This is a genomic window from Streptomyces sp. NPDC029292 (assembly GCF_055569295.1).
On the sequence record NZ_JBVHXR010000016.1, the window covers coordinates 209,908 to 227,893 of the forward strand.

The following is a 17,986-nucleotide window of genomic DNA, read 5'->3' on the forward strand; positions in this document are numbered from 1 at the left end:
CCTCCCCCCCCCCCCCCCCCTTTCTCTTCCCCCCCCCTCCCCCCCCCCCCCCCCCCCCCCCCCCCCCCCCCCCCCCCCCCCCCCCCCCCCGCTGCCGTACGACGCACTGCGCGGGCGTCACATGATCGGGTCGGGCTCCCGAGCCAGGTCCGCCGCACCGACGAGCCCCGCCTTGTTGCCCAGCTGGGCGGCGATGACATCGGCCACCGGGCGCCAGTTGCCACCCACCAGCCACCGCTTGTACGACTTACGGATCGGGTCGAGGACCAGCTCGCCCTCGTCCGAGAGCCCGCCGCCGACGATGAAGGCGGACGGGTCGAAGAGCGAGGCCAGGTCGGCGAGGCCCGCGCCGGCCCAGCGGGCCAGCTCGCGGTAGGAGTCCACCGCCACCGGGTCGCCCTGGCGCGCGGCCACCGAGATGTGCTTGCCCTCGATGCCGTCGGGCGTGCCGTTGCCCAGCGCGAGCAGGATCTCCGCGTTCTCGGGGGTCGCGTTGGCCCGCTGCTTGGCGTAGCGGACGAGGGCGCGCCCGGAGGCGTACTGCTCCCAGCAGCCCTGCGAACCGCAGCCGCACAGCAGACCGTCCGGCACCATCCGGATGTGGCCGAACTCGGCGGCCACGCCGAAGTGCCCGCGGCGCAGCTTGTTGCCGATGATGATGCCGCCGCCGAGGCCCGTGCCCAGGGTGATGCAGATGACGTTGCGGTGGCCCTTGCCCGCGCCGAACTTGTACTCGCCCCACGCCGCCGCGTTCGCGTCGTTCTCCACGACGACCGGCAGGCCCACCCGGGCTTCGACCTCGGCCTTGAGCGGCTCCTGCCGCCAGTCGATGTTCGGCGCGAAGTAGACCGTCGAGCGCTGGCGGTTCACGTATCCGGCGGCACCGATGCCCACGCCAACGATGTCGTGACCGGCGCGCGCGCCCTCCACGGCCGAGGCGATGGCGTCCACGATGGCCTGCGGCGTGGTGGGGGTCGGCACCTTGTGGGTCGAGAGGATGTTGCCTTCCTCGTCGACCACACCGGCCGCGATCTTCGTGCCGCCGATATCGACGCCGATGGTGAGTCCCATGAATCCCTCAGTTTCGGTCGAGCCCCGCTACGGCCAACCGTACCCGAGGGGCCATCAGTCCAAGTCGATGTGTTCCCCGGGACCGGTGTCCTCGTCGCGAGGGCCGGTGTCCCGGGTCGTCCAGCGCCGTTCCTGTGCCTCGACGGCCGAGCGGTAGGCGGCGAGCAGCTCGGAGCCCGCGGCCGCGAGGTGGTCGAAGACGTCGGGATTGCGCTCTATCACGGGTTCGACGGCGGCCTTGGCCTGCTGCACGACCTGGTTGACCATCTGCTGGGCCGTGCCGGAGGCGACCGCGCCGAACAGCGGCGACTGCAGTCCGGACAGCTTGTCGGCGACGGCGTCGACGAGCTTGCGCAGTTCCTCGGCGGCCGAGCCGGGCGGCGTGCCGTACTGGGCGCGGCGGCGGGCCTTCTCAGCCGCGAGATCCTCGGCACACGCCTTCGCCCAGGCGTCGGCGTCGCTCGCCGCACGCGCCTCGTCGGCCGCCTCCTGAGCGGCGTCGGACGTGGGGCGCTCTTCGCTCATGGCGGACTCCTGCCTACGGTTCGTACCTCCGACGTTACCCGAACGGGGGTACGCGGTTCACCGTGTCCGGGGCCACAGATCCGGGTCCGGCGCGAAACGGACCCGCAGCTCGCCCTCGCGCAGGGCTGCGCCGTCCACGGTGCAGCGGCGCAGGGCCGACGGCAGCGAAACGATACGGCGGAACTGGCCCGCGGTGACGACAAGTTCGTCGCCGCGTCGGATGAGGTCCAGTTCCTCGCGTATCGCGCCGGGGAGCGGGATGTGCCAGACGAGCACGCCCTCGTCGGCGAGGTGGTCGGTGACGGGCCACTCGACCGGGGGAGGCGTCTCGTTGACGCCGGGCACGGGAAGCGCTGCGAGGTCGTCGGTGCCGCGCGGGTCGTGTCCGAGGTGCGGGACCTCGTGCACGTCGTTCGTCTCCTGCCACTCGTCCAGTGCCTTGCGCTGCTGGGCGGCGAGGGCGGCGAGCCAGGTGTCGCTCGTGGCGCCCGGCAGGACGCGGCTCGCGACCAGGGCGTCGACGGTCAGGCCGCGCAGGGCGAGGGCGGTGGTGGTGGTGCGTACGGCGTCGGTGCCGGCCGGGCCCGGCTCGGCGACCAGCCGTACGGTCGTGGCGCGGTCCTCGACGACCGCCTCCACGGCGGCCAGCTCCAGGTCCCAGCGGGCCGCCGTCTCGTACAGCCACTCCGCGGGCATGGGGACGCCCGCGAGACGGCCGAGGACGGGGCGCAGGGCGCGGGCCGCCTGGCGCTCCGGCGGGAGCAGGCGGCGCAGGTAGCGGCGGAGTTCCTCGGGGAGGGCGAGGAGGGCGAGCGCCTGGGGGGCCGGGGGGAGGTCGACGACCAGGAGGTCGTACCTCTCCGACATCGCCGCGTCGCGCAGGGCGCGCAGGAGGGCGAGCTCCTCGGCTCCGGGGAGGGGAGTGACTTCCTCGGCGTCCAGGCGGGAGGCGCCGAGCAGGTCAAGCGCGGTGGTCGCACGCTCTTGGAAGGCCGTGAGGTCCGCTCGGAAGCGTTCCGCTGCGTCGGGGCGCCAGGCGGTGAGGCCGGGCGCGGCCTCCACGGGGGCCGCGCCGGTCCGTATGCCCAGGGCGGTGCCCAGGGTGTCCGTGCGGTCGGCGCTGAGCACCAGGGTGCGGGTGCCCTCGCGGGCGGCCTTCAGCGCGGTGGCCGCGGCGACGGTCGTACGGCCCGTGCCGCCGGGGCCTGTGATCAGGATGGTGCGCATGAGGGTGAACGGTACCTGTGCCGGCGGGGCGCCTTGGGCTGGGCGGGGGTGGTTCCGTGCCGCCGGCAGGCCTTTGTCGCCCCCGCCGCCCCTACCCGTCCCGTACCTGGGGGCGGCGCCCCCAGACCCCCGCTTCGGCCTGAACGGCCTCGTCCTCGAACGCCGGACGGGCTAAAAGATTGCCGGCCGGGGCTGAAAGATCAGCCCCTGCTACTTCTCCCCCGACTCCACCCGCTTCTTCAGGCCCGCCAGCGCCCGGTCGATGATGACCTTTTCGGCCTTGCGCTTGATCATGCCGAGCATGGGGATCTTGACGTCGACCATCAGCTGGTACGTGACCTCGGTGGCGCCGGCGCCGGCGGACTTGAGGAGGTAGGAGCCGTCCAGGGAGCGGAGCATCTGGGACTTGACCAGGGTCCAGGAGACCTCGTGGTCGCCGGTCCAGGTGTAGCCGAGGGTCTGGTCGTCCTTGATGGCGCCGGCGTCCATGACGAGGCGTACCTGCTCGGCGCGACCCTGCTCGTCCGTGGCGAGTACCTCCGCCTCCTTCACCTCGCCGGTCCAGTCCGGGTAGCGGGCGAAGTCGGCGATGACCGCCATGACGTCAGCCGGTGCCGCCTCGATCGTGATGCTCGAGCTGGTGTGTTCCGCCATCGCCGTGGCTCCTCCAGATGCGGTCCGGTGAGGGAGGGTGGTGCGCACGTGTGTGCAGCGTGAAGGCTACCGCGCACAGCGACGGGCGCTATCACCCCACCTGGGGTTCATCGCCGCCGACGTTCACCACTCCAGCGCCCACGGCTTCCCCGACCCCGCGAAGTGCCCCACATTCACGCATTCCGTCGCCCCGATCCGCATCCTGCGCGCCAGCGGCTGGTGGACGTGGCCGAAGAGCGAGTAGCGGGGGCGGGTGCGGCGGATCGCGTCCAGGAGGGCACGGGACCCGCGCTCGAAGCGGCGCGCCACCGTGTCGTAGACCAGCTCCGGCACCTCCGGCGGGATGTGCGTGCACAGCACGTCGACCTCGCCGACCGCCTCGATCTTCGCCGCGTACTCCTCGTCGCTGATCTCGTACGGCGTCCGCATGGGGGTTCTGAGCCCTCCCCCCACGAAGCCGAAGACCCAGCCGCCGATTTCCACCCGGTCCCCGTCGAGGACCGTCGTGCCGGGTCCGGCGTACTCCGGCCACAACGTCGGCATGTCGACATTGCCGTATGTCGCGTACGTCGGTGTCGGGAAGGCGGCGAACATCTCGGCGTACTGCTTGCGCACCGCCTTCTCGATCGCGGCGGCCCGGTCCGAGCCGATGCCGGCCCACAGCCTGGCCCCGAACTCCCGCGCCTCCTCGAAGCGGCGGGCGGTGCGCAGCTCGACGATGCGGCCGGCGTTCTCGGCACCGAAGAGGTCCGGGAAGATGCCGCGCGAGTGGTCGGCGTAGTCGAGGAAGAGCACGAGGTCACCGAGGCAGATCAGGGCGTCCGCACCGTCGCCGGCTCTGGCCAGGTCACGCGCGTTGCCGTGCACGTCACTGACCACATGAATGCGCGTGGTGCCGTTACCGCCTGGTGTGGATGCCATGACGATCAAGCGTAGGCGTGTGGGGCAAACGTGAATAGAGGCGGTCGGACCTGCGGTTACTGGCTAGTCAGTAACCGCTTGGACTACTGTGCGCGAAGGAACGCCAACCTGTGTGACGCAGGGAACATCTCACCGGGACCCCCTATCTAAATAGCCGTACCGGTGGGTAACGTCCGGGCAGTCCAGTAGTGCTCAGGATTTCAACAAGTGATCTCTTGAGCACCTGCCCGAGCCTTGGACCGCACCGTCGCATCACACAGAGTCGTGGCGCCGGCGCCCTATGAGGAGCAGCAGTCTTGCGCGAGTTCAGCCTTCCGGCTTTGTACGAGGTCCCTGCGGACGGAAATCTCACCGACATCGTCCGCAGAAACGCCGCGCAGCATCCCGAAGTCGCCGTCATCGCCCGCAAGGTGGGCGGGACTTGGACGGATGTCAGCGCCACCGTCTTCCTCGCCGAGGTGCGGGCCGCGGCCAAGGGCCTGATCGCCTCGGGCGTGCAGCCCGGCGACCGGGTCGCCCTGATGTCCCGTACCCGCTACGAGTGGACGCTGCTCGACTTCGCGATCTGGAGCGCGGGCGCGGTCACCGTGCCGGTGTACGAGACCAGCTCGGCGGAGCAGGTGCAGTGGATCCTCGGCGACTCGGGCGCGACCGCCTGCATCGTCGAGATGGACACGCACGCGGCCTCCGTGGAGTCGGTGCGCGACCGGCTGCCCGCCCTGAAGCACGTCTGGCAGATCGAGGGCGGCGGGGTCGAGGAGCTGGGCCGCGCGGGCAAGGACGTCTCCGACGCGACGGTCGAGGAGCGCAGCTCGCTCGCCAAGGCCGACGACCCGGCGACCATCGTCTACACGAGCGGCACGACCGGGCGCCCCAAGGGGTGCGTCCTCACCCACCGCGCCTTCTTCGCGGAGTGCGGCAACATCGTGGAGCGGCTGCGGCCGCTGTTCCGTACCGGCGAGTGTTCGGTGCTCCTCTTCCTGCCGCTCGCGCACGTCTTCGGGCGGCTGGTGCAGGTCGCGCCGATGATGGCGCCGATCAAGCTGGGCTGCGTCCCGGACATCAAGAACCTCACCGATGAACTGGCCGCGTTCCGGCCGACGTTGATCCTCGGTGTGCCGCGCGTCTTCGAGAAGGTCTACAACTCGGCGCGCGCCAAGGCGCAGGCGGACGGCAAGGGCAAGATCTTCGACAAGGCGGCGGACACGGCGATCGCCTACAGCCGCGCCCTGGACACCCCGTCGGGCCCGTCCCTCGGCCTGAAGATCAAATACAAGACGTTCGACAAACTCGTCTACAGCAAGCTGCGCGCGGTCCTCGGCGGCCGTGGCGAGTACGCCATCTCCGGCGGCGCCCCGCTCGGCGAGCGGCTCGGGCACTTCTTCCGCGGCATCGGCTTCACGGTCCTGGAGGGCTACGGCCTGACCGAGTCCTGCGCCGCCACCGCGTTCAACCCGTGGGACCGTACGAAGATCGGCACGGTCGGCCAGCCGCTGCCCGGCTCGGTGATCCGCATCGCCGACGACGGCGAGGTGCTGCTGCACGGCGAGCACCTGTTCAAGGAGTACTGGAACAACGAGGGCGCGACCGCCGAGGCCCTGGCCGACGGCTGGTTCCACACCGGTGACATCGGCACCCTCGACGAGGACGGCTACCTCCGCATCACCGGCCGCAAGAAGGAGATCATCGTCACCGCGGGCGGCAAGAACGTCGCCCCGGCCGTGATCGAGGACCGCATCCGCGCGCACGCGCTGGTCGCGGAGTGCATGGTGGTCGGCGACGGGCGCCCGTTCGTCGGCGCGCTGGTCACCATCGACGAGGAGTTCCTGGGCCGCTGGGCCGAGGAGCACGGGAAGCCTGCCGGCTCCACCGCGGCGTCGCTGCGGGAGGACGTCGACCTTGTCGCCGCCATCCAGGACGCGATCGACGACGGGAACGCGGCGGTGTCGAAGGCGGAGTCGGTGCGCAAGTTCCGTATCCTCGCCTCCCAGTTCACCGAGGAGTCGGGGCACCTCACGCCGTCGCTGAAGCTCAAGCGGAATGTGGTGGCGAAGGATTACGCCGACGAGGTCGAGGCGATTTATCGGGGCTGACGCCCCAGCAGCCGCGCTCCCGCCCTAGGGGCGGGGGTTTCGGTGCGGTTGGCCGGCCGTGCGTGGTTGCTCGCGCAGCTCCCCGCGCCCCTTCAGGGGCGCGGGGCTGTGACATCTGCGGCTCCGCCGCGTGGGCGTTGCCGGCCCGCAACAGCCCGCAGCCGCCAGAAACCCGTAAGCGACACCCCACCAGGCGGCTACAGCAGCTCCTTCAGCCGCTCAGCCAGCAGATCCCAGCGCCACTTCTCCTCGACCCACTCACGCCCCCGCTCCCCCATCCGGCGGCGCAGCTCGGAGTCGCCGAGCAGGGTGACGATGCGGTCGGCGGCCTCTTCCGGGGCGCCGCCGCGGACGACCCAGCCGGTCTCGCCGTCGAGGACGGCGTCAGGCGCGCCGCCCGAGTTCCCGGCGACGACGGGCAGACCGGTCGCGGACGCCTCCAGGTAGACGATGCCGAGTCCCTCGACGTCGAGACCGCCCCGGCGGGTCCGGCACGGCATCGCGAAGACGTCCCCGGCGCCGTAGTGCGCGGGCAGCTCCGACCAGGGCACAGCGCCGGTGAAGCGGACGGAGTCGGCGACCCCGGTCTCGTACGCGAGCCCCCGCAGCTCCTTCTCGTACGGCCCGCCGCCGACGATCAGCAGCACCGCGTCCGGCTCCTTGGCCAGGATGCGCGGCATCGCGAGGATCAGTGTGTCCTGCCCCTTGCGCGGGACGAGCCGCGAGACGCAGACGACGACCGGACGGTCGGTGAGGCCGAGCCGGGCGCGGACCACGTCGCCGCCCGAGCCGGGGTGGAAGGTCTTCTCGTCGACGCCGGGCGGCAGCTGCACCATCCGCGCGGCCGCCTCGGGGGTCAGCGCGGAGGCGATCCGCGAGCGGGTGTACTCCCCGAGATAGGTGATCGTGTCCGTGGACTCGCCGATCCTGCGCAACAGCCCACGCGCCGCGGGGAGTTGTGCCCAACCGGCCTCGTGACCGTGGGTCGTCGCCACGATCTGCCGCGCGCCCGCCCGGCGCAGCGCGGGCGCCATCAGGCCGAGCGGTGCCGCGGCCCCGAACCACACGGACGTACAGCCGTGTTCGCGCAGCAGACCGACGGCGCGGCGGGTGGCGCCCGGGGTCGGCAGCAGCATCGTCGTGCGGTCCCGTACGACGGTGAAGGGCTGCTCGGCGTCGAAGCCGGCCGTCGCCTCGACGCCCTCACGACTCCGCTTCCAGGTGGAGGCGTAGACGACCAGCCGCTCGGGGTCCAGGCGCAGCGCCATGTTGTGCAGGAACGCCTGGATGCCGCCGGGCCTGGGCGGGAAGTCGTTCGTCACGATCAGGGTCTTGTGCATCGTGTTCGAGACTATCGAACCTATACTCACAGCTCCGCATGGCCGAGCTTGATGGCTCCCGCACAGCCCGGCGCGACAGCATTGGCTCCGCGAAAACACATCTGCGAAAATATCGAAATACATAAGATCCGGATGAACAGGGGCCAGGCAGGCATGACGGGCACGAGGGGGGCTAGGTTCCCGTTCGGCCTGGTCGGACTGCTGGGAACCTGGAGCCTGACCAGGCTGATGCTGCTCCTCTTCGTCTTCAGGGTGTGGATCTTCCCGGGCCCGGACGTCACGAGCGACGTCTCCGTGATCTACCAGGGCTGGTACGAGGTCCTGAAGCACGGCACCTTCCCGCTGGACGACGTCACCTGGCAGTACCCGCCGGCCGCCGCGCTCGCCATCCTCTCCCCCGCCCTGCTGCCCTTCCTCGACTACGCGCAGGCCTTCTTCGTGCTGGCCTTCCTCGCCGACTTCGTGGTGTTCGTGCTGCTCCAGTACGCGGGACTGCGCTCCGGCAAGACGCTGCGCGGCGCCTGGGTGTGGGTGATCGGCGTACCGCTGCTCGGGCCGACCGTCTACGCCCGGTACGACGTGATGGTGACGGCCGTCGCGGTGGCGGCGCTGCTGGCCGGTGCGCGCCATCCGCGGGCGATGGGGGCGCTGGCGGGCTTCGGCGCGCTGCTGAAGGTGTGGCCGGCGCTGCTCCTCCTCGGGGCCGTCCGCCGTCGCGCCTGGGCCTCGGCGGCGGTGACGGCGGGCGGGATCGCGGTGCTGTTCTCCGTGGCGATGCCCGGCGCCTTCGCCTTCCTGACCTTCCAGCGCAACCGCGGCACCGAGGTGGAGTCGCTCGGCTCCCTCGTCTTCCACGTGGCCCGGCAGCACGGCTGGAACGGGCAGGTGCTGCTCAACTACGGCTCCGTGGAGTTCCTCGGCGACTACGTCGACGTGGTGAGCACGGCGGCGCTGGTGCTCAGCGCGGTCGCGTTCGGCTGGCTGCTGCTGTGGCGGCTGCGCGCCAAGCGGTTCCTGCCGCACACGCTCGCCGACGCCGCGTTCGTGGCGGTGCTGATGTTCACGACCACCAGCCGGGTGATCAGCCCTCAGTACATGGTGTGGCTGATCGGGACAGCCGCGGTCTGCGCCTGCTTCCGCGGCAGCCGGATGACCCTGCCCGTCGGCCTGGTGCTGGCCGCGTCCTTCGTGACCGTGCTGGAGTTCCCGATCTGGTTCGCGCACGTCGTGGGCAGCGACGGCCTCGGCGTCACCCTGCTCTTCATACGCAACGGCCTGCTGGTGATCGCCACGCTGCTCGCCGCCCGGGAACTGTGGCGCGGCACGGTCTCCGAGCCCGCCCCGGCCCTCCCTCCTCAGGCCGCCCGCACCAAGGAGAGCCTGCCCTCCTCCTGACGGCGGGCACGCCGGAAGAGGACGGCGACGGCCGCGCACTGCACCACCATGGACAACGCGAGCGCCAGGCAGATCCCGGGCAGCCCGAGCCCCGACAGGGCGTACGCGAGTGGGAGCTGGACCGCCGTACCGGCCAGCGTCACCCGCAGCAGCACCGGCGCTCCCCCGCTCCCTTCGAAGACCCCGCCGAGCGCGATGAAGCAGGCCATCAGCAGCAGGTACGGCCCGACGCAGCGCAGGAACAGCACCCCGTCGTGCGCGACTGCGGGTCCGGCGCCGAAGGCCCGCATGATCCAGGGGGCGAGGACGCAGAGCAGGGACGCGGCGAGCAGACCGGCAGCGCCCGAGACGAGAACGGCCTGCCGCCCGATGGCACCCCGCTCGTCCTGCCCGGCGCCCCGGGTGTGCGCGGTGTGGATCGAGGCGGCCTGCCGGACCGAGTAGAACGCCATGGTCGCGACGTACATGACCTTGTAGGCGATGGAGTACGCGGCCACGGCCGTCACCCCGAGGCGCGCCACGATCGCCACCAGGACCAGCGCGCCGCCCTGCCGCACGGTGAAGTCGGCGGACATCGGCAGGCCGGTCGTCAGGGTCCGGCGGAGTGCCGCGCCGGTGGCCTCCGTGGGCGGGCAGACCTGCGCCTCGCGCAGCAGCGCGTTCCGGCGCAGGGCGCGCAGGCCCACGGCCAGGGCGACACCGCGGCACAGCACGGTTGAGGCGGCGGCGCCCCGGACGCCGTACGCGTGGATGAGCAGCGGGTCGAGCCCGAGGATCAGCCCGTTGGCGAGCAGCGCGAGCCGCATCGGGGTGCGGGTGTCGCCGGTGCCCTTGAGGATCCCGTCGACGAGGTTCTGCGCGAAGAAGACGGCGACACCCGGCAGGGAGACCGCGAAGTACCCGGCGGCCAGGGACAGGGCGCGCCCGTCGCCGCCGAGCACCAGCCGGGCCAGTGGCTCCCGCAGCAGATACCCGCCCACGGCGACCACCGGTGTGACCACCGCGAACAGCGCCCATCCTCCGCGTACGGCCGCCCGGACCGCGCCCGGATCCCGGGCCCCTCTGGCGTGCGAGACGAGGACGGTCGTCCCGGAGGCGAAGACCAGGGCGACGCCGAGGAGCACGTTCTCGGTGTTCGTCGCGACGGCGACGGCGGCCACGGCCGCGCCGCCGAGCCGGGAGACCCAGACGGTGTTGATGATCCCGGCGGCGACGGAGGCGAGCAGCGAGAAGTAGACGGGACGGGCGAGAGATATGAGCTGCTTCCGGTGGGCGTTCACACTGACTCCCTCGATACGAGCTACCTCGTTTCGAGATAGCTCGATAAGAGGTATCATGCTCGTACGCCGCCCGCAAGAAGGAGCCGAACCGATGCTGGAGCTGTCGATCCTGGGTTTTCTGTTCGAAGAGCCCCTGCACGGCTACGAGTTGAAAGAGCGCATCAAGGCGCTCAGCGGCCATGTCCGCCCCGTCAGCGACGGCGCGCTCTACCCGGCGATCACGCGCCTGGCGGCCGCGGGCAAGCTGGAGCAGCGCACGGAGCCGGGCAGCAGCGCGGCCCCGCGCCGCATCCTGTCGCTCACCGAGAAGGGCCGCGAGGACCTCCTGGAGCGGCTGCGCCACCCCAAGCAGGTGGAGATCACCGACCAGGTGCGCTTCAACACCCTGCTGGCGTTCCTGCGCCACCTCCCCGACCCCGGGGAGCAGGCGGCGGTGCTGCGCCGACGTCAGGAGTTCCTGGAGACGCCCACGAGCTTCTTCTACCGGGACGGCAAGCCCGTAAAGGCGGAGGAGACGGACGACCTCTTCCGGCAGGGCATCCTGCGGGTGGCGCGGGCGACCGGCGAGGCCGAGCGGAAGTGGCTCGCGGAAGCCATCGCCCGCCTGGAGAGCTGATCGCGCTCAGGGATCACTCAGGGATCAAGGACTCAAGGACTCAAGGACTCACTCAGGAATCAGACGAGTTGAGCCTTGAGGTACGCCCGCCACTGCGCGGTGAACTTCTCCTCCGTCGTATGCAGCACGTCCCGCAGCGCGGCCTCGACCGCCCCGGCCCGCTTCTTGTGGTCGCCCACGGCCCGGTAGAAGTCGTTCAGCCGGACCTCGCCCCAGCGGTCGGCGATCAGCCGGCAGGCCATCCAGCCGCCCTCGTACGCCTGCGCCAGCCGGATCGCGCCCCCGGTGAACCCGAAGTCCGCGTCGTCCGGCAGCGCGGCCGGAACATGCCCCTCCACCACGGCGCGCTGCAGCTCCGGCGCGACCTGCTTGGCCGTACGTCCGCCGCCGCGGTAACCGACCCAGTCCGCGTAGCCCTCGGAGAGCCACAGCGGTGTGGCGGCCGTGGTGTGGGTGCGAGTGGCGACATGCGTCGTCTCGTGGGTGAGCACGACCTGCTTGCCGAAGTCGCCGAGGGCGTCGTACGCCTCGGGGTTGACGATGATCCGGTCCGCGGGCGCCTTCGCCGAGCCGCCCGCCTCGCCCGTGGTGACCGCCGCGATCCCCCGGTACCCGGACGCCGGAGCGCCGAGCAGCCCCGCCATGTCCTCCAGCGACCCCGGTACGAGCACGACGACATGCCCCGCCCAGTCCGCGCCCCACGCCTCGGACACGGCGGGCACGGCGCGGTCCGCCAGATCCGCGTACGCGCGCAGCCGCTCGCCGGACTGCCCGGCCCCGAGGACGAGGCTGTGCTCACCCCGTACGACCGTCACCGCCCCCTGCTCCCACAGCTGCTCACTGGCCTTCTTCGCGGGTTCGTCGGAGGCGACGCGCCACGTCCCGTCGCTGCGGGTCAGGCGCAGGGTGCGGGCGGTCGTGACGGGTGACTTGTCGTAGCCCTTGATGCGGTAGCGCAGCTCCGCGTCGGCCGTGGCCCGGTCACCGGTGCGCTGCAGGCCGGTCACCCGGTACGACCAGGCCGCCAGCGGAACACCGCGCAGATTCCCGAACTCCGCGTCGGCGGAGGCCGGTTGCTCCGTGGCCCGGTAGGCGGGCTCGTCCCGGTCGAGGACCGCCGCCGCCCGCCGGTCGAGGACCCGCTGCACCTCGGCCGTCGCGCTGTCCGTCGACGCCCGGCCGCCGCAGCCGACGAGCACGGCGAGCAGCAGCACCAGGGACAGCCCCGCTCGCGACGCACGCCTTCGACCAGCCACGTTCCCGATCGTACGGCGGGTGGGGCCCTTCAGACTCTCGTGACCGACGAGACGGGCATCATGCCCACGGGGTCGTAGCGCACGGGCGCCCCCGGGTAGGGCGCGTGGATCACCTGGCCGTTGCCCATGTACATCGCGATGTGGCTGGCGTCGGACCGGTACGTGATCAGGTCGCCCGGCTGCGCCTGGGAGAGCGGCACCTGCCGTCCGGCGTACCGCTGGGCCTGCGAGGTGCGCGGCAGACCGACTCCGGCCTGCGCGTACGACCACTGCATCAGGCCCGAACAGTCGAAGCCGCCGGGCCCGTTGGCGCCCCACACGTACGGGCGGCCGAGCGCGGAGCGGGCCGCGGCGATGGCGGCGGCCGCACGGCCCGAGGACGGGCTGGCACCCCCGAGGTCGGGAATGTCGGAGCGTACGGAGCGGGACGCCCGGCCGTAGGCGGCGCGCTCGGCGTACGGAAGCGAGTTGAGGAGCTCCCGCGCCTTGGCCAGTTTCCGCTCGACGGTCTGCTTGTTCTTGGCGACGGCCTTACGGCTCCGCTCCAGGTCGGCGAGTTTGCCGGCGGCCTCCCCGCGTTTCTGGGCGAGGTCGCGCATGGCGAGCTGGAGGTCCTTGAGTTCGCCGGCCTGCTGGGCGGTGATCCGGTCGAGTGCGGCGGCCTTGGCGAGGTAGTCGGCCGGGTCGTCGGAGAACAGCAGCGCGAGCGAGGGGTCGAGGCCGCCGGACCGGTACTGGGCCCCGGCGAGCGCACCGAGCGCGGCCCGCATCGTGTTGATGCGCTCCTGCTGCCGGGCGATCTCGTCCTGGGTGCTGCTCACCTGCTTGCGCAGCGAGCCGGCGCGCTCGTCGGCCTTGTTGAACGCCTCGGTGGCCTTCTCCGCCTGCGCGAACAGCCGGTCCACCTCGGCCCGGGTGTCGTCCTGGGGTTCTGCGGCGGCCGGTACGGTGCCGAGTGCCGCGGCCGCGGCGGACACCACGCAGACGGCGATACCGGCGGCGCTGGCGCCCCGGTGGAAGCCGGACGGTGCAAGGCGGCGATGGGACCCCACGGGTAGCCGCTCTCCCTTCCGCTGACGGTCCCCCGGAGTTGGGGGAAACGCGCCAGACAGTAGCCGTGCGACCACGCGCCGACCAAAAACTCCGGCGGGCACATAACGTGACGCCCCGCCGGAGACGCAGGTCACCGACGGGGCGTGGGGTCAGCGGGAGTCACCGCAATTCGCCCGTTTGGGCGGCTTGGTGACCGAAGCGAGATGGGGGTCCCCCGGCCGGAGGCCGACGGCGGGTCCCTCAGTCCGTGTCAGATGCGGACGCCGAACTCGAAGGTCATGTTGCCGATCGCCTCGTAGCGGACGACCGCGCCGGTGTGCGGAGCGTGCAGCACCTGGCCGTTGCCCGCGTAGAGGCCGACGTGGTGGTAGTCGCCGTAGAAAATGACCAGGTCGCCGACCTGCAGATCGCTCTGCGAGTAGATGCGCGTACCCGCGTTGGCCTGCGCCTCGGAGGTCCGCGGTATGGAGACACCGGCCTGGGCGTACGCCCACGAGGTGAGACCCGAGCAGTCGAAGGAGCTGGGGCCCGACGCACCGTAGACGTACGGCGAGCCGATCTTGCTCTGCGCGGCGGAGAACGCGGCCGCGGCGCGCCCGGAGGCGGCCTTGCTGTTGCCGAGGTCGACGCGCTCGCTGGCGCGGGTGGCGCGCTCCTGCTCAGCGGCGTCGAGGGCCGCCTTCTCCTTGGCCGTCAGGCTGTTGAGCAGCTTCTGCGCCTCGCTGAGCTTGCTCTGGACTTCCTTCTTCTTCTTGGCGAGTTCGGTCCGGGTGTCGGCGAGGTCCTTGAGCTTCTCGGAGGCTTCCTTGCGCTGCTGGGCGAGCGAACGCTGCTTCTCCTGGACCTTCTTCAGCGCCTCGACCTGCTGATTGCTCAGCTGGTCCATCGTGGACGCCTTGTCGAGGTAGGTGTCCGGGTCGGAGGAGAGGAAGAGCTGCACGGAGGGGTCGATGCCGCCGGTGCGGTACTGGGCACTGGCCATCGAACCGAGGCCGTCGCGCAGGGTGTTGAGCTCTTCCTGGCCACGGGCGACATTGTCCTGCAGGGCGCTGATCTGCTTCTGCAGCTTGTCCTGCTTCTCCTTGGCCCCGTCGAGCTTCTCGGTGGCCTTCTCGGCCTCCTCGTAGAGCTTGTCGACCTTGGCCTTGACCTCGTCCTTGCTCGGCTTCTCGCTCGGCGCGGCGTTGGCGGCGTTCGCGCTGAGGGCCACGGCAGCGGCGGCGGCGGTGGTGAGCACGGTCACACGGGTGCGGCTCGGCTGCTTGGGTCGACGGTGGGACGCCACGAAGGCGAGCTCCTTCTTCCTCCAGCCGCCTGCCGATGACGCCGACGGGCGGTGTCCCCCCGCCGTCACTCCCAATGAGTGATCACCCGAGCGGGGGTTCGAGGCCTGACCCTAGTGACCCTCCTGTGATCAGTTCAAATCCTCATAGGAAAAATCTCGGTCACCGAGCGCATTCTTTGCCGACAACTCACATGCAGTAATGCGCGTTTGACACTACGTTGCGTGAAGGTCCAGCTAATTCGGGCATCACGCCCGGATGTTGCGGATGGTACGTACGGGCCCTTTGAGGCGTACGGCGCAGATCGCCGGACTGGTCGCCGCACCGATCCCCACACGATTGCCGGGCCGATTCCCGGACCGATTGCCGGGCCGATTCCCGGGCCGATTGCCCACCGCGCGAAAAGCGCTCTAGCCGCGCGAGAAGCGCTTGAGGAGAACGGCCGACGCGACCGGCCGGGCACCCGCCTTGGCGATGCCGTCGGCCACCTCGCGGTCGGTGGAGACCACGATGACCGGCCGCCCCGGCGGCTCGGCGCGCACCAGCTGGCGGATCAACTCGTCGGCGGTGACACCGGGCTTGGAGAAGAGCACCCGCACCCCGCGCGGCGGCGCGAGCAGCACCGGCGCGGCCAGCTCGGCCCCGTCGAAGACACACGTCACCTCGGCGCCGGTCTGCGCGGCGAGCTGCGAGAGCTGCCCGAGCAGCCTGAGCCGCTGCTTCTCCAGCGGCATCTGCGGGTAGCCGGTCTTGGTGACGTTGTAGCCGTCGACGACCAGATGCGCCTGCGGCAGCGCGAGCAGCTGGTCCAGGATCGCGGGATCATTCTCGGACAACGCGCGAGCGGCGATGTCTTTTGGTGTCATCCGTCCCGGTTCGACCGCGTCGACGGTCTCGGCGGGGCGCACCGACACGGGCGGCAGGGCGAGTTCACGCCGCAGCCCCTGCGCCGCGTCCAGCACGGTGTCGAGCAGCAGCCGTACGCGCATGTCCTCGACACTGCGGCCTTCCCGCGCCGCCTTCCGGGTGGCCTCCAGGGCCGCCTCGGCCTCGCCGAGCCGCGCCTTGAGCCGCCGGGCCTCGCTCTCGGCGGCGGACACCTGGGCCTGCCCCTCCGCCCGCGCGGCGTCCATCTCGCCCTGGAGCTTGCGCAGGGCCGCCTCGCCGCGCTTGACGTCGCTCAGGGCCCCCCGCAGCTTGCGGTGAAGCGATTCCGCTTCCCGCTTCGCCGACTCCAGCTCCGTGCGCACCCGTTCGGTCTCGGCCTTCGTCTGGCCGCGGGCCTCCGCGAGCTCCTCGCGCAGCCGCTCCAGCTCGACCCGGCTCTCCTCGCCCGCACGCTCGGCATCCGCCCGCAGGGCCTCCTCGCCCGCGGCGGTCACCAACTTCACCCAGCCCGTGGGGCGCAGCACATAGGCCGCGGCCGCCACATCCAGCGGATCCGCGGCCGGGGGCGGCGCGCCCGAGTCGAGGGCACCGGCCAGCTCCGGCTGGGCCACTCTCAGCTTCTCGGCGATGCGCTGCCTGAAGAGGGGATCCGTCTCCAGGGCCGCCGCCATCGCGTTGCCGGCGAACTTCGCCCGGCGATTCGGTGCGAACCGGGCGTACTGTCGCAACTGGGCGGGCAGTTCAGCGACGGTCAGCCCGCCGAACCCGTCGGACACGATCTGTACGACCCGGCGGCGCACGCCGTCGGGCAGCGGACGGTCGAGCACCTCAGCGGTGCCGTCGTCCGGCTCCCCGCCTGTGGTCTCCACCATCCGTCACCCCAATACCTGTGCGGGGCCCGCTCCCTCAGGAGCCGGCTCCCGGCCTGTCCACCAGTTCCACCTGATCCACCGCGTTGCACCAGCGGCAGCGCACCGACTCGATGGTCTCACTGACCACCTCGCGCTCCTCGACGTTCGGCTCACCGGCCAGGTCGAGGTGCACATACTCGACGACCTTCGACGAGCGGGTCACGTCGAAACGGGTGAGATTGCCGCACAACATGCAGCGCCACCGGGTCTCGGCGGTCGGCAGGGGAACCGTCATGTGGCAGTCGCTCTCCTTCTAGTGTCCTGCGTGTGGCTCGTAACCCTACGGCCTGGCGGGTACTCGACGCTCGGCCGTCCACGGCGGCGAGGCGGTCTGTGCGCATCGGTCCCGTTACGCCATGCTCTGTTCCATGATCAGCAAGTGGAGTACGGCGGTCGGCAGGGCGATGCGGGGTCAGTCGGCGCCGGTGACGTACGGGCTGATCGCCGTGTGCTGCCTGATTTTCGTGATCGGCCCGGCGGCGGGCCTCGATCCCGTGTACGGCAGCGGGGACGAGCTGCTGGTCGCCCAGCGGGCCTACTTCCGGCGCTGGGGCGTGGTGCCCGCCGAGCTCTTCGGCGGGGCCCCCGGCGCGGCGCTCACCCCCGCCACGGCCCTGTTCATCCACGGCAGCTGGCTCCACCTCCTCGGCAACATGCTCTTCTTCTACGTCTTCGGGGCGATGGCCGAGGAACGCATGGGTCACCTGGAGTTCGCCCTCTTCTATGTGGGCTGCGGCTACCTCGCCCTGCTGGGCTACGCGGCCGCCAACGCCGAGTCGGAGCAGTCTCTGGTCGGCGCCTCCGGAGCGATCTCCGCGGTCCTCGGCGCGTTCCTGTACCTGTTCCCCAAGGCCCGGGTGACCAGTCTCTTCCCGTTCCTCTTCTTCCTGCCGCTGCGCTTCCCGGCCTGGGTGGTGCTGCCTTTCTGGGTGACCCTCCAGTGGCTGGCGGCGGGCCGCGACTCCGGGGGGCCGGGGGTCGCCTATCTGGCTCACCTGGTCGGCTTCTCGCTCGGCTTCGTCTACGCGTGGGTCCGGTTCGGGCGTACGACTAGAGTGAAGGCCCCAGCGACGGCCCCCGAGGGAGAGAACCAGCCGTGATCACCGCGATCGTCCTCATCAAGACCAGCGTGGACCGGATTCCCGAGATCGCGGAGTCGATCGCCGCGCTGGACAGCGTCAGCGAGGTCTTCTCCGTCACCGGTACCTATGACCTGATCGCGATGGTCCGCGTGAAGGCCCACGACGATCTCGCCGATGTCATCCCCGGCAAGATCAGCAAGATCCAGGGCGTCGAGGCCACGGACACCCATGTCGCGTTCCGCACGTACTCCCAGCACGACCTGGAGGCGGCGTTCGCGATCGGGCTGGACGGCTAGTTCCTCGCCCCCGCCGCCCCTACCCGTCCCGTACCTGGGGGCTGCGCCCCCAGACCCCCGCTATCGGCCTGAACGGCCTCGTCCTCAAACGCCGG

The 17,986-nt window shown here is 71.2% G+C and carries 17 protein-coding genes; 5 read left to right on the top strand and 12 right to left on the bottom strand.

The window, feature by feature from the left end; all coding sequences use genetic code 11:
- Window positions 1-117: 117 nt before the first annotated feature.
- The 5 genes from ACZ4WS_RS31355 to ACZ4WS_RS31375 all read right to left on the bottom strand — a co-directional run bounded on the left by ACZ4WS_RS31355 (window position 118) and on the right by ACZ4WS_RS31375 (window position 4,398).
- The gene (locus tag ACZ4WS_RS31355) at window positions 118-1,071 is read right to left on the bottom strand and encodes an ROK family glucokinase (protein WP_467985796.1); all 954 of its coding nucleotides are present in this window, start codon (window positions 1,069-1,071) and stop codon (window positions 118-120) included.
- A gap of 54 nt (window positions 1,072-1,125) precedes the next feature.
- Window positions 1,126-1,596 carry a DUF5304 domain-containing protein gene (locus tag ACZ4WS_RS31360; RefSeq protein ID WP_467985798.1) on the bottom strand — a complete coding sequence of 157 codons (471 nt, stop codon included), beginning with the start codon at window positions 1,594-1,596 and terminating at the stop codon, window positions 1,126-1,128.
- 57 nt (window positions 1,597-1,653) lie between these two features.
- Window positions 1,654-2,823: an ArsA family ATPase gene (locus ACZ4WS_RS31365; RefSeq protein ID WP_467985800.1), complete on the bottom strand. Its 1,170-nt coding sequence runs from the start codon at window positions 2,821-2,823 to the stop codon at window positions 1,654-1,656.
- Window positions 2,824-3,033: 210 nt separating this feature from the next.
- A complete protein-coding gene (locus tag ACZ4WS_RS31370) occupies window positions 3,034-3,477 on the bottom strand; it encodes an SRPBCC family protein (RefSeq protein ID WP_467985802.1) in 444 nt (147 codons plus the stop codon).
- A gap of 123 nt (window positions 3,478-3,600) precedes the next feature.
- Complete coding sequence (locus ACZ4WS_RS31375; RefSeq protein WP_467985804.1) at window positions 3,601-4,398, bottom strand: metallophosphoesterase family protein; 798 nt, start codon at window positions 4,396-4,398, stop codon at window positions 3,601-3,603.
- Window positions 4,399-4,694: 296 nt separating this feature from the next.
- Here ACZ4WS_RS31375 and ACZ4WS_RS31380 point away from each other — a divergent pair, with 296 nt between their 5' ends.
- Entirely contained in the window at window positions 4,695-6,491 is a 1,797-nt protein-coding gene (locus ACZ4WS_RS31380; protein WP_467985806.1) for an AMP-dependent synthetase/ligase, read from the top strand.
- Window positions 6,492-6,688: 197 nt separating this feature from the next.
- Here the strand turns inward: ACZ4WS_RS31380 and ACZ4WS_RS31385 are convergent, their stop codons facing one another.
- A complete protein-coding gene (locus ACZ4WS_RS31385) occupies window positions 6,689-7,831 on the bottom strand; it encodes a glycosyltransferase family 4 protein (RefSeq protein WP_467985807.1) in 1,143 nt (380 codons plus the stop codon).
- A 153-nt stretch (window positions 7,832-7,984) separates the two neighbouring features.
- Between ACZ4WS_RS31385 and ACZ4WS_RS31390 the strand changes: the two genes are divergently transcribed.
- Entirely contained in the window at window positions 7,985-9,226 is a 1,242-nt protein-coding gene (locus ACZ4WS_RS31390) for a glycosyltransferase 87 family protein (protein WP_467985809.1), read from the top strand.
- Here the strand turns inward: ACZ4WS_RS31390 and ACZ4WS_RS31395 are convergent.
- Window positions 9,187-10,506 (bottom strand): MATE family efflux transporter, encoded by a 1,320-nt coding sequence (locus tag ACZ4WS_RS31395; RefSeq protein ID WP_467985811.1) that lies wholly within the window; start codon window positions 10,504-10,506, stop codon window positions 9,187-9,189. The two genes, ACZ4WS_RS31390 and ACZ4WS_RS31395, sit on opposite strands and share 40 nt — an antisense overlap.
- 91 nt (window positions 10,507-10,597) lie before the next feature.
- Here ACZ4WS_RS31395 and ACZ4WS_RS31400 point away from each other — a divergent pair, with 91 nt between their 5' ends.
- On the top strand, window positions 10,598-11,122 hold the full coding sequence (locus ACZ4WS_RS31400; protein WP_467985812.1) for a PadR family transcriptional regulator: 525 nt from the start codon (window positions 10,598-10,600) through the stop codon (window positions 11,120-11,122).
- A 59-nt stretch (window positions 11,123-11,181) separates the two neighbouring features.
- Here ACZ4WS_RS31400 and ACZ4WS_RS31405 read toward each other — a convergent pair whose 3' ends face one another.
- The 5 genes from ACZ4WS_RS31405 to ACZ4WS_RS31425 form a co-directional block, all read right to left on the bottom strand.
- Window positions 11,182-12,378, bottom strand: coding sequence for a hypothetical protein (locus ACZ4WS_RS31405; protein WP_467985814.1), 1,197 nt, complete (start codon window positions 12,376-12,378; stop codon window positions 11,182-11,184).
- Between the two features lie 29 nt (window positions 12,379-12,407).
- Entirely contained in the window at window positions 12,408-13,430 is a 1,023-nt protein-coding gene (locus ACZ4WS_RS31410) for a C40 family peptidase (protein ID WP_467985816.1), read from the bottom strand.
- A 251-nt stretch (window positions 13,431-13,681) separates the two neighbouring features.
- The gene (locus tag ACZ4WS_RS31415; protein ID WP_467985818.1) at window positions 13,682-14,716 is read right to left on the bottom strand and encodes a C40 family peptidase; all 1,035 of its coding nucleotides are present in this window, start codon (window positions 14,714-14,716) and stop codon (window positions 13,682-13,684) included.
- Between the two features lie 408 nt (window positions 14,717-15,124).
- Window positions 15,125-16,474, bottom strand: a complete 1,350-nt coding sequence (locus ACZ4WS_RS31420) for an NYN domain-containing protein (protein WP_467985819.1) — start codon at window positions 16,472-16,474, stop codon at window positions 15,125-15,127.
- Window positions 16,475-16,508: 34 nt separating this feature from the next.
- A complete protein-coding gene (locus tag ACZ4WS_RS31425; RefSeq protein WP_405879258.1) occupies window positions 16,509-16,748 on the bottom strand; it encodes a hypothetical protein in 240 nt (79 codons plus the stop codon).
- Between the two features lie 133 nt (window positions 16,749-16,881).
- Here ACZ4WS_RS31425 and ACZ4WS_RS31430 point away from each other — a divergent pair, with 133 nt between their 5' ends.
- Both ACZ4WS_RS31430 and ACZ4WS_RS31435 read left to right on the top strand, forming a co-directional pair.
- Window positions 16,882-17,613 carry a rhomboid family intramembrane serine protease gene (locus ACZ4WS_RS31430; RefSeq protein ID WP_467985821.1) on the top strand — a complete coding sequence of 244 codons (732 nt, stop codon included), beginning with the start codon at window positions 16,882-16,884 and terminating at the stop codon, window positions 17,611-17,613.
- Entirely contained in the window at window positions 17,610-17,891 is a 282-nt protein-coding gene (locus ACZ4WS_RS31435) for an Lrp/AsnC family transcriptional regulator (RefSeq protein ID WP_467985823.1), read from the top strand. Before ACZ4WS_RS31430 ends, ACZ4WS_RS31435 begins: the two co-directional genes overlap by 4 nt.
- Window positions 17,892-17,986 lie beyond the last annotated feature (95 nt).